Below are 23,713 nucleotides of genomic sequence, written 5' to 3'. Positions count from 1 at the left end.
AGTTTCCAATCTATCATAGCATGAACATATAAAAAGCTAAGTTAACGTATTGTTTAAACATAAAAAAAGAGCCCGAAGGCTCTTTTTTTTATAAGTCGATTGTCGGATTAGAAAATGATTTGACCATTGTTGATCAAGTCATTCAATGTGACTGGACCAGTAAGGTTAGTCAATTGAAGCAATGGTGTTTCAGTGTAAGTACCTTCTACAAGTAATCCACCATCACGGTCTACGCTGATTGTCGCAGTTTGAGTACCAGCATCGTAGCTTACTGACACATATTGACCGATTGTTAAGCTAGTTTGTGAACCAATTAACAAGTTACTCAAGTCAATCTTATCAGCCTGATCATCCGTTGCAGTATCACCTATATGGAAGTCAGTCCATACATCTACACCACCTGTTGTTGTGTTACCACCAGTTGCGTTAGTTACACTTGCAGCTGTTAATGTGTTGTAGATCAAGGTATCCGAGCCATTACCAAGAGCAAATGTATCATTTGCCGCAGTACTTACTGCAAGGCTATTCAACTCTTGACTCAAGTTAATCGTCAATGAAGAAACATATTCACTGCCATCAATCACTGAAACCAACTTGTAATCAATCACATCAACTGTCGCATTTGCAGCGCTGTCTAATGGTTTGTAGAAGTAAGAACCATCATTGTATAGATATAACGTACCTTCACCTGTATTGACTCCTTGACCAGCAGCTAGTTCATATGTGCCAGTTGTTGAGTTCATTACATAGAGCTGAGTACCTTCTACGACATCATTAGTAAGGACGTTTCCAGTAATCCAATCTGTTTGACCATCTGGTGTGTATTGGTCTAGATGCGTAGCAGTAGTATTCACTACAGTATCCAGAGTTACGTTACCAATTGAGATCAAACTAGATAAACTGAACTGTACTCGGTATAGGCCTTCTGACAGATGAGCTACCGAATCAGATAAAGCAGGTGCTCCAAGTACACCAGCTAAAGCAGTTTGAGAGCCAGAGTACACTGTATCTACCCAAGTTGTGCCGCCATCTGTAGAGCGTTGGATTACATAACCTACAGTTGGTAATGCCGATAAGCTTAAAGTAGCCGTATAAAGCATTTGTAGATTGACATCCGCTACAGTATTGGCCGCTACAGTAAAGTTATTTGACAATACAGTATTACTATTATCAAAAAGACTAATCGAAACATTTGGACTTGTTACATCCACAACTGGATCTACCACAGGTGCCATGCTGATTGTTGCATCATCTGTATCAGCTGTTACAGATGGCGTTGGAAGAGTAGCATCTGCCGAAGGATCTGCTGTATTCCAAGTGACATCAACATCTGGCGAACCAACTTGAACATGTAATGTAGCGGTATCAGTTCTACCAGTTACAGGATCTGTCACTGTGTAAGTGAAGCTATCAACTTTACCTACATTCGCCATATCCGCAGTTGCCTGATAACTATAAGTACCATCTGCATTAATAGTCAGAGTTCCATATACGCCTACAACCGTTGCTGGAGTACCCGCTACAACTGTAGTTGTATTGCCATTTTCAGCTGTAACAGCAGTTACTACTGAAGTTGTTGTAATGTAGTCCGGCACATAGTTTGTACCGTAAACCGCAGAGTTATCATCAGAGAGTACATTACCAGTTACAGGGTCAACAACCAGTACAGGCGGTTGAGTGATATCACCATGATTTAGCGTGATATCCGCAGTAACACTACCTAGAGCTGTAAGTAATGTGTTGCTTTCCATGAACAACTCATAAGTACCGGCACTTAAGTTATCAATCTTGAATTGAACTTCAGAACCAAAGATACCTAACAAATCAATCACGCCAGTATCAGAACTATCCGCTACTACAGTACGAGTGCCATCTGGATTTAATCGTGTTAATACCACATGTAAACCATCGACAACCGTAGCAACCGAACCAAAGTTCACTGCAATAATCGCATCAGTCAGGTTACCTGGGTCAACTGTAAATGTTGCTGTACCTTCTTTCGAACCGATAACAATTCCACCTACACCGAGTAACCAGTTATAGCTGATCGCGTTATCAAGTACTTCAGTTGTTACAGGATAAACCATGTCTATTTCAGCAGAAGCAACGTTATCCATTGCATCTACAGGAAGCGGACTAGTGATTACAGCTGGTTGAGATGGATCTGCATCGTTCCAAGTCATATCTACACTGTCACTATCGAGACGAACATAAAGTGTTGCCTCAGAAGTGTTACCTGTTACAGGATCAAGCAAGGTGTAGGTAAATTGATCTACCTGACCTAGATTTGCTCCGTCTACAGTTGGGGTATAAGTGTAGTTACCATCTTGGTCTATCACCAATGTACCGTATGTACCAGTGATTGTTGCACCAGCAACTGGATCAACCGCAATACCATTCACTTGAGAGATCACAGCACTGCTGCTTGCTGCATCAACTTCACCAGTGAGGCTCGCATCTTTGATGAGATTGCCAGAGATCGGCTCAACAGAGTAACTAGCCACGATGTATGGATTGTAGACATCCATCGTACCAGTTAATGTTCCGCCCAAACCTACACCTAGCAAGCCTTCATATCCGATGAATGCGCGATACTGACCGGCATCCAATCCTTCAAGAACAGCTGTTGGCGTACCACCGATAAGCGTTAGATCGATGAGTGAAGCTTCTGGGTTAGTACCACCAATCGATACCCATTGACCTGTTGCTTCATCAAATTTCTGAACAACAATCGCATAATCACTGAGTAAATCTGCTGTGATTATCGCATCGAATGTGAACGTTGCTGTACCTTCGCGGTTTGGATCAACAGTAAACTCAATTGCGTCGTTACCAAGCAATTGTAAGTCCAGACCAGCCAACGATACTGCTGCAAGGTAAGTTGAACTACCTAGAGCAACATCATCTGCAACTAGCAACGGTTCTGGGTTGATCTCTGCAGTTACAACATTATCCATTGCTTTCACAGAGCTCAATTGAATATTGAGGTTTGCTTCAGCCGTATCACCAGTTACAGGATCAGTTAATGTGTAGACAAATACATCTGTTTGACCTACACCGGTTGCACTTGCATTAGGCGTATAAGTGTATGTACCGTCTGGATCGATTACCAACGTACCATACAACCCATTAATCACAGTATCTACCGCTGTAACAGGCTGACCATTTACCGCTGTAACTACAGTCGTAGCGGTTACAACGTCTGTTTCACCACTGGTATTGATATCAGTAATCACATTCCCATCAGCAACTTCAGTGTAATATCCACCTACTTGTGTTGTGTCATAAACATCCATTGTGCCAGTTAAGGTACCCAGTAAACCGATACCTAGAAGACCGTTGTAAGTCATGAATGCACGGTATTGTCCTTCTTCTAGACCATCAAGAACCACACCAGGAGTTGAACCTAGTAAAGTAAGATCAAGAATATCAGCCTCACCACCACCATAGACCGAAGTCCATTGGCCTGTTACTGGATCAAGTTTCTGAACTACTAGAGAGTAATCAGATAATGCATCTACTCCAATTAAAGCGCTGTAAGTAAAGGTCGCATTGCCTTCTTGACCAGCAGCTACTGTAAAGCCGATTGACTCTGATCCTAACTGCAAATCAAGTCCAGCAAGTGATACAAGTGCTAGATAAGTATTGCTTCCTAGTGCTGCATCATCTTGTACAAGCAATGGTTGAGGAGCAAGTACAGCTGTATCAGTGTTATCGAAAGCAATGATAGAGCTTGCAAGAGTATAAGTTTGCGTATCTTGAAGTGTACTAGCGTTTCCTGCGAGGTCTGTGAATGTCGCAGTAGCATCAACTGTTAAATCTAGATCTGCTGCAAGGTCACTACCTAATACATCAACTGTCCAAGTTCCTGCTACTGCATCAACTGTCGCTGTATAGTCAACACCATTTACAGTAACCACAACACCTGTTGTAGCTGCATCTGTAGGAATGTTAGTCAATGTACCTGTTAAGGTCACTGATCCACCAGCTTCTGTCGCATCCAAAATGTTATCAGCAGTAACTGGGTCAATTGCTAACACAGTTGTAGTGATATCAGGTGGAGTAACATCTAGAGTTACCGTTACATCTGCATCAGCAACATCGACGTTACCTTGAGCATCTACAGCCTCAGCATGAATCACAATCTGACCAGTCACAGGATCTGCTGCTGTTGCATCCAGAGTTGCTGTGATAAAGCCATTTACAAGGTCAGCTGCTGTCACGGTGTAGTTAGTACCGTTCACATTCACTACTGTGCCATCGATTGCATCTGGTCCCAACGCCACTTGTGCATTGAATGTACCATCTGTACCAAGTTCTGCTGCATTTAAGATACCATCGCCATTTAAGTCTTCAGGAACCGTAATCGCTGTAATCAGATCTTGTGGAGTTGTATCAATGGTTAAGGTTACATCGGCATCAGCAACATCGACATTACCTTGAGCATCTACAGCCTCAGCATGAATCACAATCTGACCAGTCACAGGATCTGCTGCTGTTGCATCCAGAGTTGCTGTGATAAAGCCATTTACAAGGTCAGCTGCTGTCACGGTGTAGTTAGTACCGTTCACATTCACTACTGTGCCATCGATTGCATCTGGTCCCAACGCCACTTGTGCATTGAATGTACCATCTGTACCAAGTTCTGCTGCATTTAAGATACCATCGCCATTTAAGTCTTCAGGAACCGTAATCGCTGTAATCAGATCTTGTGGAGTTGTATCAATGGTTAAGGTTACATCGGCATCAGCAACATCGACATTACCTTGAGCATCTACAGCCTCAGCATGAATCACAATCTGACCAGTCACAGGATCTGCTGCTGTTGCATCCAGAGTTGCTGTGATAAAGCCATTTACAAGGTCAGCTGCTGTCACGGTGTAGTTAGTACCGTTCACATTCACTACTGTGCCATCGATTGCATCTGGTCCCAACGCCACTTGTGCATTGAATGTACCATCTGTACCAAGTTCTGCTGCATTTAAGATACCATCGCCATTTAAGTCTTCAGGAACCGTAATCGCTGTAATCAGATCTTGTGGAGTTGTATCAATGGTTAAGGTTACATCGGCATCAGCAACATCGACATTACCTTGAGCATCTACAGCCTCAGCATGAATCACAATCTGACCAGTCACAGGATCTGCTGCTGTTGCATCCAGAGTTGCTGTGATAAAGCCATTTACAAGGTCAGCTGCTGTCACGGTGTAGTTAGTACCGTTCACATTCACTACTGTGCCATCGATTGCATCTGGTCCCAACGCCACTTGTGCATTGAATGTACCATCTGTACCAAGTTCTGCTGCATTTAAGATACCATCGCCATTTAAGTCTTCAGGAACCGTAATCGCTGTAATCAGATCTTGTGGAGTTGTATCAATAGTTAAGGTTACATCTGCATCAGCAACATCGACATTACCTTGTGCATCTACAGCCTCAGCATGAATTACAATCTGACCAGTCACAGGATCTGCTGCTGTCGCATCCAGAGTTGCTGTGATGAAGCCGTTGGTAATATCAGCTGCTGTCACGGTGTAGTTAGTACCGTTCACATTCACCACTGTGCCATCGATTGCATCTGGTCCCAACGCCACTTGTGCCTGGAATGTACCATCTGTACCAAGTTCTGCTGCATTTAAGATACCATCGCCATTTAAGTCTTCAGGAACCGTAATCGCTGTAATCAGATCTTGTGGAGTTGTATCAATAGTTAAGGTTACATCTGCATCAGCAACATCGACATTACCTTGTGCATCTACAGCCTCAGCATGAATTACAATCTGACCAGTCACAGGATCTGCTGCTGTCGCATCCAGAGTTGCTGTGATGAAGCCGTTGGTAATATCAGCTGCTGTCACGGTGTAGTTAGTACCGTTCACATTCACCACTGTGCCATCGATTGCATCTGGTCCCAACGCCACTTGTGCATTGAAGGTACCGTCTGTGCCTAGCTCGTCTGCATTTAAGATACCGTCGCCATTTAAGTCTTCAGGAATCGTGATCGCACCGATCAGGTCTGCAGGTAAGGTATCAACAGTCACGGTGATGTCTGCATCTGCAACATCAAGGTTACCTTGCGCATCCACTGCTTCTGCATGGATGGTCACAGGGCCTTCGCCTGTGACAGGAATCGCTGCGGTGATGAAGCCGTTGGTAATATCAGCGGCTGTCACGGTGTAGTTAGTACCGTTCACATTCACCACTGTGCCATCGATTGCATCTGGTCCCAACGCCACTTGTGCATTGAAGGTACCGTCTGTGCCTAGCTCGTCTGCATTTAAGATACCGTCGCCATTTAAGTCTTCAGGAATCGTGATCGCACCGATCAGGTCTGCAGGTAAGGTATCAACTGTTACCGTCACGTCTGCATCTGCAACATCAAGGTTACCTTGCGCATCCACTGCTTCTGCATGGATGGTCACAGGGCCTTCGCCTGTGACAGGAATCGCTGCGGTGATGAAGCCGTTGGTAATATCAGCGGCTGTCACGGTGTAGTTAGTACCGTTCACATTCACCACTGTGCCATCGATTGCATCTGGTCCCAACGCCACTTGTGCATTGAAGGTACCGTCTGTGCCTAGCTCGTCTGCATTTAAGATACCGTCGCCATTTAAGTCTTCAGGAATCGTGATCGCACCGATCAGGTCTGCAGGTAAGGTATCAACAGTCACGGTGATGTCTGCATCTGCAACATCAAGGTTACCTTGCGCATCCACTGCTTCTGCATGGATGGTCACAGGGCCTTCGCCTGTGACAGGAATCGCTGCGGTGATGAAGCCGTTGGTAATATCAGCGGCTGTCACGGTGTAGTTAGTACCGTTCACATTCACCACTGTGCCATCGATTGCATCTGGTCCCAACGCCACTTGTGCATTGAAGGTACCGTCTGTGCCTAGCTCGTCTGCATTTAAGATACCGTCGCCATTTAAGTCTTCAGGAATCGTGATCGCACCGATCAGGTCTGCAGGTAAGGTATCAACTGTTACCGTCACGTCTGCATCTGCAACATCAAGGTTACCTTGCGCATCCACTGCTTCTGCATGGATGGTCACAGGGCCTTCGCCTGTGACAGGAATCGCTGCGGTGATGAAGCCGTTGGTAATATCAGCAGCTGTCACGGTGTAGTTAGTACCGTTCACATTCACCACTGTGCCATCGATTGCATCTGGTCCCAACGCCACTTGTGCATTGAAGGTACCGTCCGTGCCTAGCTCGTCTGCATTTAAGATACCGTCGCCATTTAAGTCTTCAGGAATCGTGATCGCACCGATCAGGTCTGCAGGTAAGGTATCAACAGTCACGGTGATGTCTGCATCTGCAACATCAAGGTTACCTTGCGCATCCACTGCTTCTGCATGGATGGTCACAGGGCCTTCGCCTGTGACAGGAATCGCTGCGGTGATGAAGCCGTTGGTAATATCAGCAGCTGTCACGGTGTAGTTAGTACCGTTCACATTCACCACTGTGCCATCGATTGCATCTGGTCCCAACGCCACTTGTGCATTGAAGGTACCGTCTGTGCCTAGCTCGTCTGCATTTAAGATACCGTCGCCATTTAAGTCTTCAGGAATCGTGATCGCACCGATCAGGTCTGCAGGTAAGGTATCTACAGTGACTGTGATGTCTGCATCTGCAACATCAAGGTTACCTTGCGCATCCACTGCTTCTGCATGGATGGTCACAGGGCCTTCGCCTGTGACAGGAATCGCTGCGGTGATGAAGCCGTTGGTAATATCAGCGGCTGTCACGGTGTAGTTAGTACCGTTCACATTCACTACTGTGCCATCGATTGCATCTGGTCCCAACGCCACTTGTGCATTGAAGGTACCGTCTGTGCCTAGCTCGTCTGCATTTAAGATACCGTCGCCATTTAAGTCTTCAGGAATCGTGATCGCACCGATCAGGTCTGCAGGTAAGGTATCAACTGTTACCGTCACGTCTGCATCTGCAACATCAAGGTTACCTTGCGCATCCACTGCTTCTGCATGGATGGTCACAGGGCCTTCGCCTGTAACAGGAATCGCTGCGGTGATGAAGCCGTTGGTAATATCAGCGGCTGTCACGGTGTAGTTAGTACCGTTCACATTCACCACTGTGCCATCGATTGCATCTGGTCCCAACGCCACTTGTGCATTGAAGGTACCGTCTGTGCCTAGCTCGTCTGCATTTAAGATACCGTCGCCATTTAAGTCTTCAGGAATCGTGATCGCACCGATCAGGTCTGCAGGTAAGGTATCAACTGTTACCGTCACGTCTGCATCTGCAACATCAAGGTTACCTTGCGCATCCACTGCTTCTGCATGGATGGTCACAGGGCCTTCGCCTGTGACAGGAATCGCTGCGGTGATGAAGCCGTTGGTAATATCAGCGGCTGTCACGGTGTAGTTAGTACCGTTCACATTCACCACTGTGCCATCGATTGCATCTGGTCCCAACGCCACTTGTGCATTGAAGGTACCGTCTGTGCCTAGCTCGTCTGCATTTAAGATACCGTCGCCATTTAAGTCTTCAGGAATCGTGATCGCACCGATCAGGTCTGCAGGTAAGGTATCAACTGTTACCGTCACGTCTGCATCTGCAACATCAAGGTTACCTTGCGCATCCACTGCTTCTGCATGGATGGTCACAGGGCCTTCGCCTGTGACAGGAATCGCTGCGGTGATGAAGCCGTTGGTAATATCAGCGGCTGTCACGGTGTAGTTAGTACCGTTCACATTCACCACTGTGCCATCGATTGCATCTGGTCCCAACGCCACTTGTGCATTGAAGGTACCGTCTGTGCCTAGCTCGTCTGCATTTAAGATACCGTCGCCATTTAAGTCTTCAGGAATCGTGATCGCACCGATCAGGTCTGCAGGTAAGGTATCAACTGTTACCGTCACGTCTGCATCTGCAACATCAAGGTTACCTTGCGCATCCACTGCTTCTGCATGGATGGTCACAGGGCCTTCGCCTGTGACAGGAATCGCTGCGGTGATGAAGCCGTTGGTAATATCAGCGGCTGTCACGGTGTAGTTAGTACCGTTCACATTCACCACTGTGCCATCGATTGCATCTGGTCCCAACGCCACTTGTGCATTGAAGGTACCGTCTGTGCCTAGCTCGTCTGCATTTAAGATACCGTCGCCATTTAAGTCTTCAGGAATCGTGATCGCACCGATCAGGTCTGCAGGTAAGGTATCAACTGTTACCGTCACGTCTGCATCTGCAACATCAAGGTTACCTTGCGCATCCACTGCTTCTGCATGGATGGTCACAGGGCCTTCGCCTGTCACAGGAATCGCTGCGGTGATGAAGCCGTTGGTAATATCAGCAGCTGTCACGGTGTAGTTAGTACCGTTCACATTCACCACTGTGCCATCGATTGCATCTGGTCCCAACGCCACTTGTGCATTGAAGGTACCGTCCGTGCCTAGCTCGTCTGCATTTAAGATACCGTCGCCATTTAAGTCTTCAGGAATCGTGATCGCACCGATCAGGTCTGCAGGTAAGGTATCAACAGTCACGGTGATGTCTGCATCTGCAACATCAAGGTTACCTTGCGCATCCACTGCTTCTGCATGGATGGTCACAGGGCCTTCGCCTGTGACAGGAATCGCTGCGGTGATGAAGCCGTTGGTAATATCAGCGGCTGTCACGGTGTAGTTAGTACCGTTCACATTCACCACTGTGCCATCGATTGCATCTGGTCCCAACGCCACTTGTGCATTGAAGGTACCGTCTGTGCCTAGCTCGTCTGCATTTAAGATACCGTCGCCATTTAAGTCTTCAGGAATCGTGATCGCACCGATCAGGTCTGCAGGTAAGGTATCAACTGTTACCGTCACGTCTGCATCTGCAACATCAAGGTTACCTTGCGCATCCACTGCTTCTGCATGGATGGTCACAGGGCCTTCGCCTGTCACAGGAATCGCTGCGGTGATGAAGCCGTTGGTAATATCAGCAGCTGTCACGGTGTAGTTAGTACCGTTCACATTCACCACTGTGCCATCGATTGCATCTGGTCCCAACGCCACTTGTGCATTGAAGGTACCGTCTGTGCCTAGCTCGTCTGCATTTAAGATACCGTCGCCATTTAAGTCTTCAGGAATCGTGATCGCACCGATCAGGTCTGCAGGTAAGGTATCTACAGTGACTGTGATGTCTGCATCTGCAACATCAAGGTTACCTTGCGCATCCACTGCTTCTGCATGGATGGTCACAGGGCCTTCGCCTGTGACAGGAATCGCTGCGGTGATGAAGCCGTTGGTAATATCAGCGGCTGTCACGGTGTAGTTAGTACCGTTCACATTCACTACTGTGCCATCGATTGCATCTGGTCCCAACGCCACTTGTGCATTGAAGGTACCGTCTGTGCCTAGCTCGTCTGCATTTAAGATACCGTCGCCATTTAAGTCTTCAGGAATCGTGATCGCACCGATCAGGTCTGCAGGTAAGGTATCTACAGTGACTGTGATGTCTGCATCTGCAACATCAAGGTTACCTTGCGCATCCACTGCTTCTGCATGGATGGTCACAGGGCCTTCGCCTGTGACAGGAATCGCTGCGGTGATGAAGCCGTTGGTAATATCAGCAGCTGTCACGGTGTAGTTAGTACCGTTCACATTCACCACTGTGCCATCGATTGCATCTGGTCCCAACGCCACTTGTGCATTGAAGGTACCGTCTGTGCCTAGCTCGTCTGCATTTAAGATACCGTCGCCATTTAAGTCTTCAGGAATCGTGATCGCACCGATCAGGTCTGCAGGTAAGGTATCTACAGTGACTGTGATGTCTGCATCTGCAACATCAAGGTTACCTTGCGCATCCACTGCTTCTGCATGGATGGTCACAGGGCCTTCGCCTGTGACAGGAATCGCTGCGGTGATGAAGCCGTTGGTAATATCAGCAGCTGTCACGGTGTAGTTAGTACCGTTCACATTCACCACTGTGCCATCGATTGCATCTGGTCCCAACGCCACTTGTGCATTGAAGGTACCGTCTGTGCCTAGCTCGTCTGCATTTAAGATACCGTCGCCATTTAAGTCTTCAGGAATCGTGATCGCACCGATCAGGTCTGCAGGTAAGGTATCTACAGTGACTGTGATGTCTGCATCTGCAACATCAAGGTTACCTTGCGCATCCACTGCTTCTGCATGGATGGTCACAGGGCCTTCGCCTGTGACAGGAATCGCTGCGGTGATGAAGCCGTTGGTAATATCAGCGGCTGTCACGGTGTAGTTAGTACCGTTCACATTCACTACTGTGCCATCGATTGCATCTGGTCCCAACGCCACTTGTGCATTGAAGGTACCGTCTGTGCCTAGCTCGTCTGCATTTAAGATACCGTCGCCATTTAAGTCTTCAGGAATCGTGATCGCACCGATCAGGTCTGCAGGTAAGGTATCTACAGTGACTGTGATGTCTGCATCTGCAACATCAAGGTTACCTTGCGCATCCACTGCTTCTGCATGGATGGTCACAGGGCCTTCGCCTGTAACAGGAATCGCTGCAGTGATGAAGCCGTTGGTAATATCAGCAGCTGTCACGGTGTAGTTAGTACCGTTCACATTCACCACTGTGCCATCGATTGCATCTGGTCCCAACGCCACTTGTGCATTGAAGGTACCGTCTGTGCCTAGCTCGTCTGCATTTAAGATTCCGTCGCCATTTAAGTCTTCAGGAATCGTGATCGCACCGATCAGGTCTGCAGGTAAGGTATCTACAGTGACTGTGATGTCTGCATCTGCAACATCAAGGTTACCTTGCGCATCCACTGCTTCTGCATGGATGGTCACAGGGCCTTCGCCTGTGACAGGAATCGCTGCGGTGATGAAGCCGTTGGTAATATCAGCAGCTGTCACGGTGTAGTTAGTACCGTTCACATTCACCACTGTGCCATCGATTGCATCTGGTCCCAACGCCACTTGTGCATTGAAGGTACCGTCTGTGCCTAGCTCGTCTGCATTTAAGATACCGTCGCCATTTAAGTCTTCAGGAATCGTGATCGCACCGATCAGGTCTGCAGGTAAGGTATCTACAGTGACTGTGATGTCTGCATCTGCAACATCAAGGTTACCTTGCGCATCCACTGCTTCTGCATGGATGGTCACAGGGCCTTCGCCTGTGACAGGAATCGCTGCGGTGATGAAGCCGTTGGTAATATCAGCGGCTGTCACGGTGTAGTTAGTACCGTTCACATTCACTACTGTGCCATCGATTGCATCTGGTCCCAACGCCACTTGTGCATTGAAGGTACCGTCTGTGCCTAGCTCGTCTGCATTTAAGATACCGTCGCCATTTAAGTCTTCAGGAATCGTGATCGCACCGATCAGGTCTGCAGGTAAGGTATCTACAGTGACTGTGATGTCTGCATCTGCAACATCAAGGTTACCTTGCGCATCCACTGCTTCTGCATGGATGGTCACAGGGCCTTCGCCTGTAACAGGAATCGCTGCAGTGATGAAGCCGTTGGTAATATCAGCAGCTGTCACGGTGTAGTTAGTACCGTTCACATTCACCACTGTGCCATCGATTGCATCTGGTCCCAACGCCACTTGTGCATTGAAGGTACCGTCTGTGCCTAGCTCGTCTGCATTTAAGATTCCGTCGCCATTTAAGTCTTCAGGAATCGTGATCGCACCGATCAGGTCTGCAGGTAAGGTATCAATAGTAAGCGTAGCTGTATCTGTAGCTGTATTTCCAGCTGGATCAGTTGCGGTTACAGTCACTGTATGTGGGCCGTCTGTTAACGCAGGCAGTGTATTGTCTGCAAGCGTCCAAGTACCATCGCCATTGTTGGTGGCTGGATAGTCAACACCATCCACAGTCACAACCACGGTTGCTGTTGGGTCATTAATCGCCCCTGTTAAAGCAGGAGTCGTATCATTAGTAACCACATCATCTAAAGATACTACTGGAACGCTAGTATCAATCGTCACCACTGCTGTATCGGTACCCGCATTGCCTGCAGGGTCTGTTGCCGTCACGGTAATGGTATGTGGACCATCAGTTAACGCAGGAAGTGTATTGTCTGCAAGCGTCCAGGTGCCGTCACCATTGTTCACTGCCGGATAGTCAACACCATCCACATTCACAACGACTGTTGCTGTCGGATCGTTCACTGTACCGGTTAACGCAGGTGTGCTGTCGTTGGTGAGTACATCATCAAGGGCAACCACCGGCGGTGTGATGTCTGCAGAGACTGTGCCTGTACCCGGCAATGATGTATTGCCTGCAGGGTCAGTCGCTGTTGCAGTCACTGTATCGCCATCTACCAGGTTACCCGGGTTTGGTACTGACCAGCTGCCGTCTGTGCCTGCCACGACTGTTGCAGTGGTGCCATCAGGGAAGCTGACTGTCACGGTTGAACCAGGTTCTGCTGTACCGCTCACCGGGTCAGTTGCATTGATTGGATCAAGTACCGGTGCATTTGGTGCGGTGGTATCAATCGTCACCACTGCTGTATCGGTACCCGCATTGCCTGCAGGGTCTGTTGCCGTCACGGTAATGGTATGTGGACCATCAGTTAACGCAGGAAGTGTATTGTCTGCAAGCGTCCAGGTGCCGTCACCATTGTTCACTGCCGGATAGTCAACACCATCCACATTCACAACGACTGTTGCTGCCGGATCGTTCACTGTACCGGTTAACGCAGGGGTGCTGTCGTTGGTGAGTACATCATCAAGGGCAACCACCGGCGGTGTGATGTCTGCAGAGACTGTGCCTGTACCCGGCAATGATGTATTGCCTGCAGGGTCAGTCGCTGTTGCAGTCACTGTATCGCCATCTACCAGGTTACCCGGGTTTGGTACTGACCAGCTGCCGTCTGTGCCTGCCACGACTGTTGCAGTGGTGCCATCAGGGAAGCTGACTGTCACGGTTGAACCAGGTTCTGCTGTACCGCTCACCGGGTCAGTTGCATTGATTGGATCAAGTACCGGTGCATTTGGTGCAGTGGTATCAATCGTCACCACTGCCGTATCGGTACCCGCATTGCCTGCAGGGTCTGTTGCCGTCACGGTAATGGTATGTGGACCATCAGTTAACGCAGGAAGTGTATTGTCTGCAAGCGTCCAGGTTCCGTCACCATTGTTCACTGCCGGATAGTCAACACCATCCACATTCACAACCACAGTTGCTGTCGGATCGTTCACTGTACCGGTTAACGCAGGTGTGCTGTCGTTGGTGAGTACATCATCAAGGGCAACCACCGGCGGTGTGATGTCTGCAGAGACTGTGCCTGTACCCGGCAATGATGTATTGCCTGCAGGGTCAGTCGCTGTTGCAGTCACTGTATCGCCATCTACCAGGTTACCCGGGTTTGGTACTGACCAGCTGCCGTCTGTGCCTGCCACCACTGTTGCAGTGGTGCCATCAGGGAAGCTGACTGTCACGGTTGAACCAGGTTCTGCTGTACCGCTCACCGGGTCAGTTGCATTGATTGGATCAAGTACCGGTGCATTTGGTGCGGTGGTATCAATCGTCACCACTGCTGTATCGGTACCCGCATTGCCTGCAGGGTCTGTTGCAGTCACGGTAATGGTATGTGGACCATCAGTTAACGCAGGAAGTGTATTGTCTGCAAGCGTCCAGGTGCCGTCACCATTGTTCACTGCCGGATAGTCAACACCATCCACATTCACAACGACTGTTGCTGTCGGATCGTTCACTGTACCGGTTAACGCAGGTGTGCTGTCGTTGGTGAGTACATCATCAAGGGCAACCACCGGCGGTGTGATGTCTGCAGAGACTGTGCCTGTACCCGGCAATGATGTATTGCCTGCAGGGTCAGTCGCTGTTGCAGTCACTGTATCGCCATCTACCAGGTTACCCGGGTTTGGTACTGACCAGCTGCCGTCTGTGCCTGCCACGACTGTTGCAGTGGTGCCATCAGGGAAGCTGACTGTCACGGTTGAACCAGGTTCTGCTGTACCGCTCACCGGGTCAGTTGCATTGATTGGATCAAGTACCGGTGCATTTGGTGCGGTGGTATCAATCGTCACCACTGCTGTATCGGTACCCGCATTGCCTGCTGCATCGGTTGCAGTCACGGTAATGGTATGTGGACCATCAGTTAATGCAGGAAGTGTATTGTCTGCAAGCGTCCAGGTGCCGTCACCATTGTTCACTGCCGGATAGTCAACACCATCCACATTCACAACGACTGTTGCTGTCGGATCGTTCACTGTACCGGTTAACGCAGGTGTGCTGTCGTTGGTGAGTACATCATCAAGGGCAACCACCGGCGGTGTGATGTCTGCAGAGACTGTGCCTGTACCCGGCAATGATGTATTGCCTGCAGGGTCAGTCGCTGTTGCAGTCACTGTATCGCCATCTACCAGGTTACCCGGGTTTGGTACTGACCAGCTGCCGTCTGTGCCTGCCACGACTGTTGCAGTGGTGCCATCAGGGAAGCTGACTGTCACGGTTGAACCAGGTTCTGCTGTACCGCTCACCGGGTCAGTTGCATTGATTGGATCAAGTACCGGTGCATTTGGTGCGGTGGTATCAATCGTCACCACTGCCGTATCGGTACCCGCATTGCCTGCAGGGTCTGTTGCCGTCACGGTAATGGTATGTGGACCATCAGTTAACGCAGGAAGTGTATTGTCTGCAAGCGTCCAGGTGCCGTCACCATTGTTCACTGCCGGATAGTCAACACCATCCACATTCACAACGACTGTTGCTGTCGGATCGTTCACTGTACCGGTTAACGCAGGTGTGCTGTCGTTGGTGAGTACATCATCAAGGGCAACCACCGGCGGTGTGATGTCTGCAGAGACTGTGCCTGTACCCGGCAATGATGTATTGCCTGCAGGGTCAGTCGCTGTTGCAGTCACTGTATCGCCATCTACCAGGTTACCCGGGTTTGGTACTGACCAGCTGCCGTCTGTGCCTGCCACGACTGTTGCAGTGGTGCCATCAGGGAAGCTGACTGTCACGGTTGAACCAGGTTCTGCTGTACCGCTCACCGGGTCAGTTGCATTGATTGGATCAAGTACCGGTGCATTTGGTGCGGTGGTATCAATCGTCACCACTGCCGTATCGGTACCCGCATTGCCTGCAGGGTCTGTTGCAGTCACGGTAATGGTATGTGGACCATCAGTTAATGCAGGAAGTGTATTGTCTGCAAGCGTCCAGGTGCCGTCACCATTGTTCACTGCCGGATAGTCAACACCATCCACATTCACAACGACTGTTGCTGTCGGATCGTTCACTGTACCGGTTAACGCAGGTGTGCTGTCGTTGGTGAGTACATCATCAAGGGCAACCACCGGCGGTGTGATGTCTGCAGAGACTGTGCCTGTACCCGGCAATGATGTATTGCCTGCAGGGTCAGTCGCTGTTGCAGTCACTGTATCGCCATCTACCAGGTTACCCGGGTTTGGTACTGACCAGCTGCCGTCTGTGCCTGCCACGACTGTTGCAGTGGTGCCATCAGGGAAGCTGACTGTCACGGTTGAACCAGGTTCTGCTGTACCGCTCACCGGGTCAGTTGCATTGATTGGATCAAGTACCGGTGCATTTGGTGCAGTGGTATCAATCGTCACCACTGCCGTATCGGTACCCGCATTGCCTGCAGGGTCTGTTGCCGTCACGGTAATGGTATGTGGACCATCAGTTAACGCAGGAAGTGTATTGTCTGCAAGCGTCCAGGTGCCGTCACCATTGTTCACTGCCGGATAGTCAACACCATCCACATTCACAACGACTGTTGCTGCCGGATCGTTCACTGTACCGGTTAACGCAGGGGTGCTGTCGTTGGTGAGTACATCATCAAGGGCAACCACCGGCGGTGTGATGTCTGCAGAGACTGTGCCTGTACCCGGCAATGATGTATTGCCTGCAGGGTCAGTCGCTGTTGCAGTCACTGTATCGCCATCTACCAGGTTACCCGGGTTTGGTACTGACCAGCTGCCGTCTGTGCCTGCCACGACTGTTGCAGTGGTGCCATCAGGGAAGCTGACTGTCACGGTTGAACCAGGTTCTGCTGTACCGCTCACCGGGTCAGTTGCATTGATTGGATCAAGTACCGGTGCATTTGGTGCGGTGGTATCAATCGTCACCACTGCTGTATCGGTACCCGCATTGCCTGCTGCATCGGTTGCAGTCACGGTAATGGTATGTGGACCATCAGTTAATGCAGGAAGTGTATTGTCTGCAAGCGTCCAGGTGCCGTCACCATTGTTCACTGCCGGATAGTCAACACCATCCACATTCACAACGACTGTTGCTGTCGGATCGTTCACTGTACCGGTTAACGCAGGTGTGCTGTCGTTGGTGAGTACATCATCAAGGGCAACCACCGGCGGTGTGATGTCTGCAGAGACTGTGCCTGTACCCGGCAATGATGTATTGCCTGCAGGGTCAGTCGCTGTTGCAGTCACTGTATCGCCATCTACCAGGTTACCCGGGTTTGGTACTGACCAGCTGCCGTCTGTGCCTGCCACGACTGTTGCAGTGGTGCCATCAGGGAAGCTGACTGTCACGGTTGAACCAGGTTCTGCTGTACCGCTCACCGGGTCAGTTGCATTGATTGGATCAAGTACCGGTGCATTTGGTGCGGTGGTATCAATCGTCACCACTGCCGTATCGGTACCCGCATTGCCTGCAGGGTCTGTTGCCGTCACGGTAATGGTATGTGGACCATCAGTTAACGCAGGAAGTGTATTGTCTGCAAGCGTCCAGGTTCCGTCACCATTGTTCACTGCCGGATAGTCAACACCATCCACATTCACAACCACAGTTGCTGTCGGATCGTTCACTGTACCGGTTAACGCAGGTGTGCTGTCGTTGGTGAGTACATCATCAAGGGCAACCACCGGCGGTGTGATGTCTGCAGAGACTGTGCCTGTACCCGGCAATGATGTATTGCCTGCAGGGTCAGTCGCTGTTGCAGTCACTGTATCGCCATCTACCAGGTTACCCGGGTTTGGTACTGACCAGCTGCCGTCTGTGCCTGCCACGACTGTTGCAGTGGTGCCATCAGGGAAGCTGACTGTCACGGTTGAACCAGGTTCTGCTGTACCGCTCACCGGGTCAGTTGCATTGATTGGATCAAGTACCGGTGCATTTGGTGCGGTGGTATCAATCGTCACCACTGCCGTATCGGTACCCGCATTGCCTGCAGGGTCTGTTGCCGTCACGGTAATGGTATGTGGACCATCAGTTAACGCAGGAAGTGTATTGTCTGCAAGCGTCCAGGTGCCGTCACCATTGTTCACTGCCGGATAGTCAACACCATCCACATTCACAACGACTGTTGCTGTCGGATCGTTCACTGTACCGGTTAACGCAGGTGTGCTGTCGTTGGTGAGTACATCATCAAGGGCAACCACCGGCGGTGTGATGTCTGCAGAGACTGTGCCTGTACCCGGCAATGATGTATTGCCTGCAGGGTCAGTCGCTGTTGCAGTCACTGTATCGCCATCTACCAGGTTACCCGGGTTTGGTACTGACCAGCTGCCGTCTGTGCCTGCCACGACTGTTGCAGTGGTGCCATCAGGGAAGCTGACTGTCACGGTTGAACCAGGTTCTGCTGTACCGCTCACCGGGTCAGTTGCATTGATTGGATCAAGTACCGGTGCATTTGGTGCAGTGGTATCAATCGTCACCACTGCCGTATCGGTACCCGCATTGCCTGCAGGGTCTGTTGCCGTCACGGTAATGGTATGTGGACCATCAGTTAACGCAGGAAGTGTATTGTCTGCAAGCGTCCAGGTGCCGTCACCATTGTTCACTGCCGGATAGTCAACACCATCCACATTCACAACGACTGTTGCTGTCGGATCGTTCACTGTACCGGTTAACGCAGGGGTGCTGTCGTTGGTGAGTACATCATCAAGGGCAACCACCGGCGGTGTGATGTCTGCAGAGACTGTGCCTGTACCCGGCAATGATGTATTGCCTGCAGGGTCAGTCGCTGTTGCAGTCACTGTATCGCCATCTACCAGGTTACCCGGGTTTGGTACTGACCAGCTGCCGTCTGTGCCTGCCACGACTGTTGCAGTGGTGCCATCAGGGAAGCTGACTGTCACGGTTGAACCAGGTTCTGCTGTACCGCTCACCGGGTCAGTTGCATTGATTGGATCAAGTACCGGTGCATTTGGTGCGGTGGTATCAATCGTCACCACTGCCGTATCGGTACCCGCATTGCCTGCAGGGTCTGTTGCCGTCACGGTAATGGTATGTGGACCATCAGTTAACGCAGGAAGTGTATTGTCTGCAAGCGTCCAGGTTCCGTCACCATTGTTCACTGCCGGATAGTCAACACCATCCACATTCACAACCACAGTTGCTGTCGGATCGTTCACTGTACCGGTTAACGCAGGTGTGCTGTCGTTGGTGAGTACATCATCAAGGGCAACCACCGGCGGTGTGATGTCTGCAGAGACTGTGCCTGTACCCGGCAATGATGTATTGCCTGCAGGGTCAGTCGCTGTTGCAGTCACTGTATCGCCATCTACCAGGTTACCCGGGTTTGGTACTGACCAGCTGCCGTCTGTGCCTGCCACGACTGTTGCAGTGGTGCCATCAGGGAAGCTGACTGTCACGGTTGAACCAGGTTCTGCTGTACCGCTCACCGGGTCAGTTGCATTGATTGGATCAAGTACCGGTGCATTTGGTGCGGTGGTATCAATCGTCACCACTGCCGTATCGGTACCCGCATTGCCTGCAGGGTCTGTTGCCGTCACGGTAATGGTATGTGGACCATCAGTTAACGCAGGAAGTGTATTGTCTGCAAGCGTCCAGGTGCCGTCACCATTGTTCACTGCCGGATAGTCAACACCATCCACATTCACAACGACTGTTGCTGTCGGATCGTTCACTGTACCGGTTAACGCAGGTGTGCTGTCGTTGGTGAGTACATCATCAAGGGCAACCACCGGCGGTGTGATGTCTGCAGAGACTGTGCCTGTACCCGGCAATGATGTATTGCCTGCAGGGTCAGTCGCTGTTGCAGTCACTGTATCGCCATCTACCAGGTTACCCGGGTTTGGTACTGACCAGCTGCCGTCTGTGCCTGCCACGACTGTTGCAGTGGTGCCATCAGGGAAGCTGACTGTCACGGTTGAACCAGGTTCTGCTGTACCGCTCACCGGGTCAGTTGCATTGATTGGATCAAGTACCGGTGCATTTGGTGCAGTGGTATCAATCGTCACCACTGCCGTATCGGTACCCGCATTGCCTGCAGGGTCTGTTGCCGTCACGGTAATGGTATGTGGACCATCAGTTAACGCAGGAAGTGTATTGTCTGCAAGCGTCCAGGTGCCGTCACCATTGTTCACTGCCGGATAGTCAACACCATCCACATTCACAACGACTGTTGCTGCCGGATCGTTCACTGTACCGGTTAACGCAGGGGTGCTGTCGTTGGTGAGTACATCATCAAGGGCAACCACCGGCGGTGTGATGTCTGCAGAGACTGTGCCTGTACCCGGCAATGATGTATTGCCTGCAGGGTCAGTCGCTGTTGCAGTCACTGTATCGCCATCTACCAGGTTACCCGGGTTTGGTACTGACCAGCTGCCGTCTGTGCCTGCCACGACTGTTGCAGTGGTGCCATCAGGGAAGCTGACTGTCACGGTTGAACCAGGTTCTGCTGTACCGCTCACCGGGTCAGTTGCATTGATTGGATCAAGTACCGGTGCATTTGGTGCAGTGGTATCAATCGTCACCACTGCCGTATCGGTACCCGCATTGCCTGCTGCATCGGTTGCAGTCACGGTAATGGTATGTGGACCATCAGTTAATGCAGGAAGTGTATTGTCTGCAAGCGTCCAGGTGCCGTCACCATTGTTAGTCGCCGGATAGTCAACACCATCTACAGTCACCACTACTGTTGCTGCCGGATCGTTCACTGTACCGGTTAACGCAGGTGTACTGTCGTTAGTGAGCACATCATCAAGAGCGACTGCTGGTGCAACTGCATCAACCACAGCTGTTGCTGGGCCTGAGGTATTGCCTGCTGGATCTTCTGTTACTGCTGTTACCGTATCACCATCATTTAAGCCAGGGTTTGGCACAGTCCACGTACCATCCGGTCCTGCTACAACACTTGCCGTACTACCATCTGGATAAGTCACAGTCACTGTTGAACCAGGCTCTGCTGTACCTGTAATTGGATCGGTCCCATTAACTGGGTCGATCACTGGCGCGTTCGGTGCAGCTGTATCAACTGTCACAACACCTGTATCTGTACCTGCATTGCCTGCTGCATCGGTTGCAGTCACGGTAATGGTATGTGGACCATCAGTTAACGCAGGAAGTGTATTGTCTGCAAGCGTCCAGGTGCCGTCACCATTGTTAGTCGCCGGATAGTCAACACCATCCACATTCACAACCACAGTGGCTGTTGGATCGTTCACTGTACCAGTTAACGCAGGTGTGCTGTCATTAGTTAATAGATCATTTAGAATAACTGCTGGTGCAACTGCATCAACAGTAGCTGTACCTGGTAAAGATGGGTTGCCTGCTGGATCAGTAGCAATTGCCTCAACTTTATCACCATCATTTAAGCCTGGGTTTGGTACAGTCCAAATACCATCCGGTCCGGCTACAACTGTTGCTGTGTCACCATTAGGATAGGTTACTGTTACTGTTGAACCAGGTTCTGCTGTACCTGTAATTGGGTCTGTCCCGTTAACAGGGTCAATCACTGGCGCTGAAGGAGCAGCTGTATCCAGTGTATAAGTTTGTGTATCGTTAACTGTGCTGCTATTACCTGCTGCATCAGTGAAGGTTACTTTAGCATCAATGGTTTTATCTGTATCAGCAACCAAACCGCTGCCAGGTACACTTACTGTCCATGTACCTGCTGCACTGTCTACAGTTGCAGTATACGTCTGGCCATTGATCACAACAGTGACCACTGTATTTGCTGCATCTGCCGGAACATTTTTCAATACACCTGTAACAGTGACATTGCCTGACGCTTCTGATGCATTAATTACATTATCAGAAGTAACAGAATCAACTGCAAAGTTAACACCAGCTGTATTTGGTGCAGCTGTGTCAACAGTCACAACACCGGTATCAGTACCTTTATTACCTGCTGCATCAGTTGCAGTCACGGTAACAGTATGTGGTCCATCGGTGAGTGTTGGCAATGTATTGTCTGCAAGCGTCCAGGTGCCGTCACCGTTATTTACTGCAGGATAATCAACACCATCAATAGTAACCACAACAGTCGCTGACGGATCATTTACAGTACCTGTTAATGCAGGAGTATTATCATTAGTAGAAACATCTTCAAGTACTACTGTCGGTACTGACGTGTCAAGTGTGTATGTTTGCGTATCGTTAACAGTACTGCTGTTACCTGCTGCATCAGTGAAGGTTACTTTGGCATCAATGGTTTTATCTGTATCAGCAACCAAACCGCTACCCGGTACATTTACTGTCCATGTACCCGCTACACTATCTACAGTTGCAGTATATGTCTGGCCATTGATCACAACAGTGACCACTGTATTTGCTGCATCTGCCGGAATATTTTTTAGAACACCAGTAATCGTGACATCACCAGCTGCTTCTGATGCGTTAATCACATTATCAGCTGTTACAAGATCAACTGAGAAATCAACTTCATCTGTAGTAGGAGCAGCAGTATCAACTGTATATGTTTGCGTATCGTTAACTGTGCTGCTATTACCTGCTGCATCAGTGAAGGTTACTTTGGCATCAATGGTTTTATCTGTATCAGCAACCAAACCACTACCTGGTACGCTTACTGTCCATGTACCTGCAACCTTGTCTACAGTTGCGGTATAAGTCACCCCATTAATAACAACTGTAACGGCCGTAGTGGCCGCATCTGCTGGAATATTTTTAAGAACGCCAGTAATCGTAACGTTACCAGCTGCTTCTGATGAATTGATTACATTATCTGAAGTAACAGGATTAACTGAGAAACTTACCCCATCTGTACTTGGTGGTGTTGTATCGGTAGGTGTTGAAGAATCATCATCACTATCACTGTTCGACGCTGCAGCAATAATACCACCCGCAACTAAGGGGATAGCCCATAACCATGGGTTTATACCTGCATCGTGATAAAGTAATGGTTCAATTGAAGAAATAGGTTGATAAATAACATCAGATACCAGTTCTTGTGGGGCTTCTGCTGGTAAAGCAGCAGGTAAATCTTCTGCTACCAGAGCTTGAGGTTCAACATCACTGTCGGCATCTGCATCAGCGTCTGCATCGGCGTCCGCATCATTTTCAGCATCTTTGAATTTTGCCCAAATTAGCTGTCCATTTTCATCTTGAAAAACGAGGCTGTTATCTTTAGGCTCAGCAGTTCCACTAAAGAAGCCTTCAATAACAATGGTTTGTCCATTTTTCAGTCGAATTACTGCATTGGTACCCTCCCTATTTACGACCAACACATCACTGGCAGCCACTTTTACCAATACAACCGACGCTTCTGAAAGTTTTGCAGAAGTTCCCTCTGTTGTTGCTAAGGTCTTATGATTATCCTTAGCAATAATTTGTATTTCAGGCATATCTGTATTCCTTTTATATTATTGATTTAAATGATTTTATGTATAATTCTTTTTACTTAATGTTTCTAAGTTTTTGACCTACAACTTAAAAACATTAAGTAATGTGATCATTTTTACATTAAACACTTTAAAATAAAAAAAACAAATACTAAAGTACCTAAAGAAAAAATTTTAATTAATACAAATTATATATAAGTCTTTATTAGGTTTTTCTTATGTTAATT

At 49.3% G+C, this 23,713-nt stretch carries 1 protein-coding gene; it reads right to left on the bottom strand.

Translation table 11 applies throughout. The features are described from left to right. Positions 1–107 precede the first annotated feature (107 nt). Complete coding sequence (locus tag HLV59_RS03870; protein ID WP_171429371.1) at positions 108–23,489, bottom strand: BapA/Bap/LapF family large adhesin; 23,382 nt, start codon at positions 23,487–23,489, stop codon at positions 108–110. Positions 23,490–23,713: the final 224 nt, after the last annotated feature.

Source organism: Acinetobacter lactucae, from assembly GCF_013122135.1.
Classification (GTDB): domain Bacteria; phylum Pseudomonadota; class Gammaproteobacteria; order Pseudomonadales; family Moraxellaceae; genus Acinetobacter; species Acinetobacter lactucae.
The sequence above is the reverse complement of the archived record's forward strand: the minus strand, read 5'-3'. Positions and strand labels throughout refer to the sequence as shown.

Excerpts from the sequence above, each read along its gene's own strand:
- HLV59_RS03870 (WP_171429371.1), bottom strand. The coding sequence starts at position 23,489 with ATGCCTGAAATACAAATTATTGCTAAGGATAATCATAAGACCTTAGCA.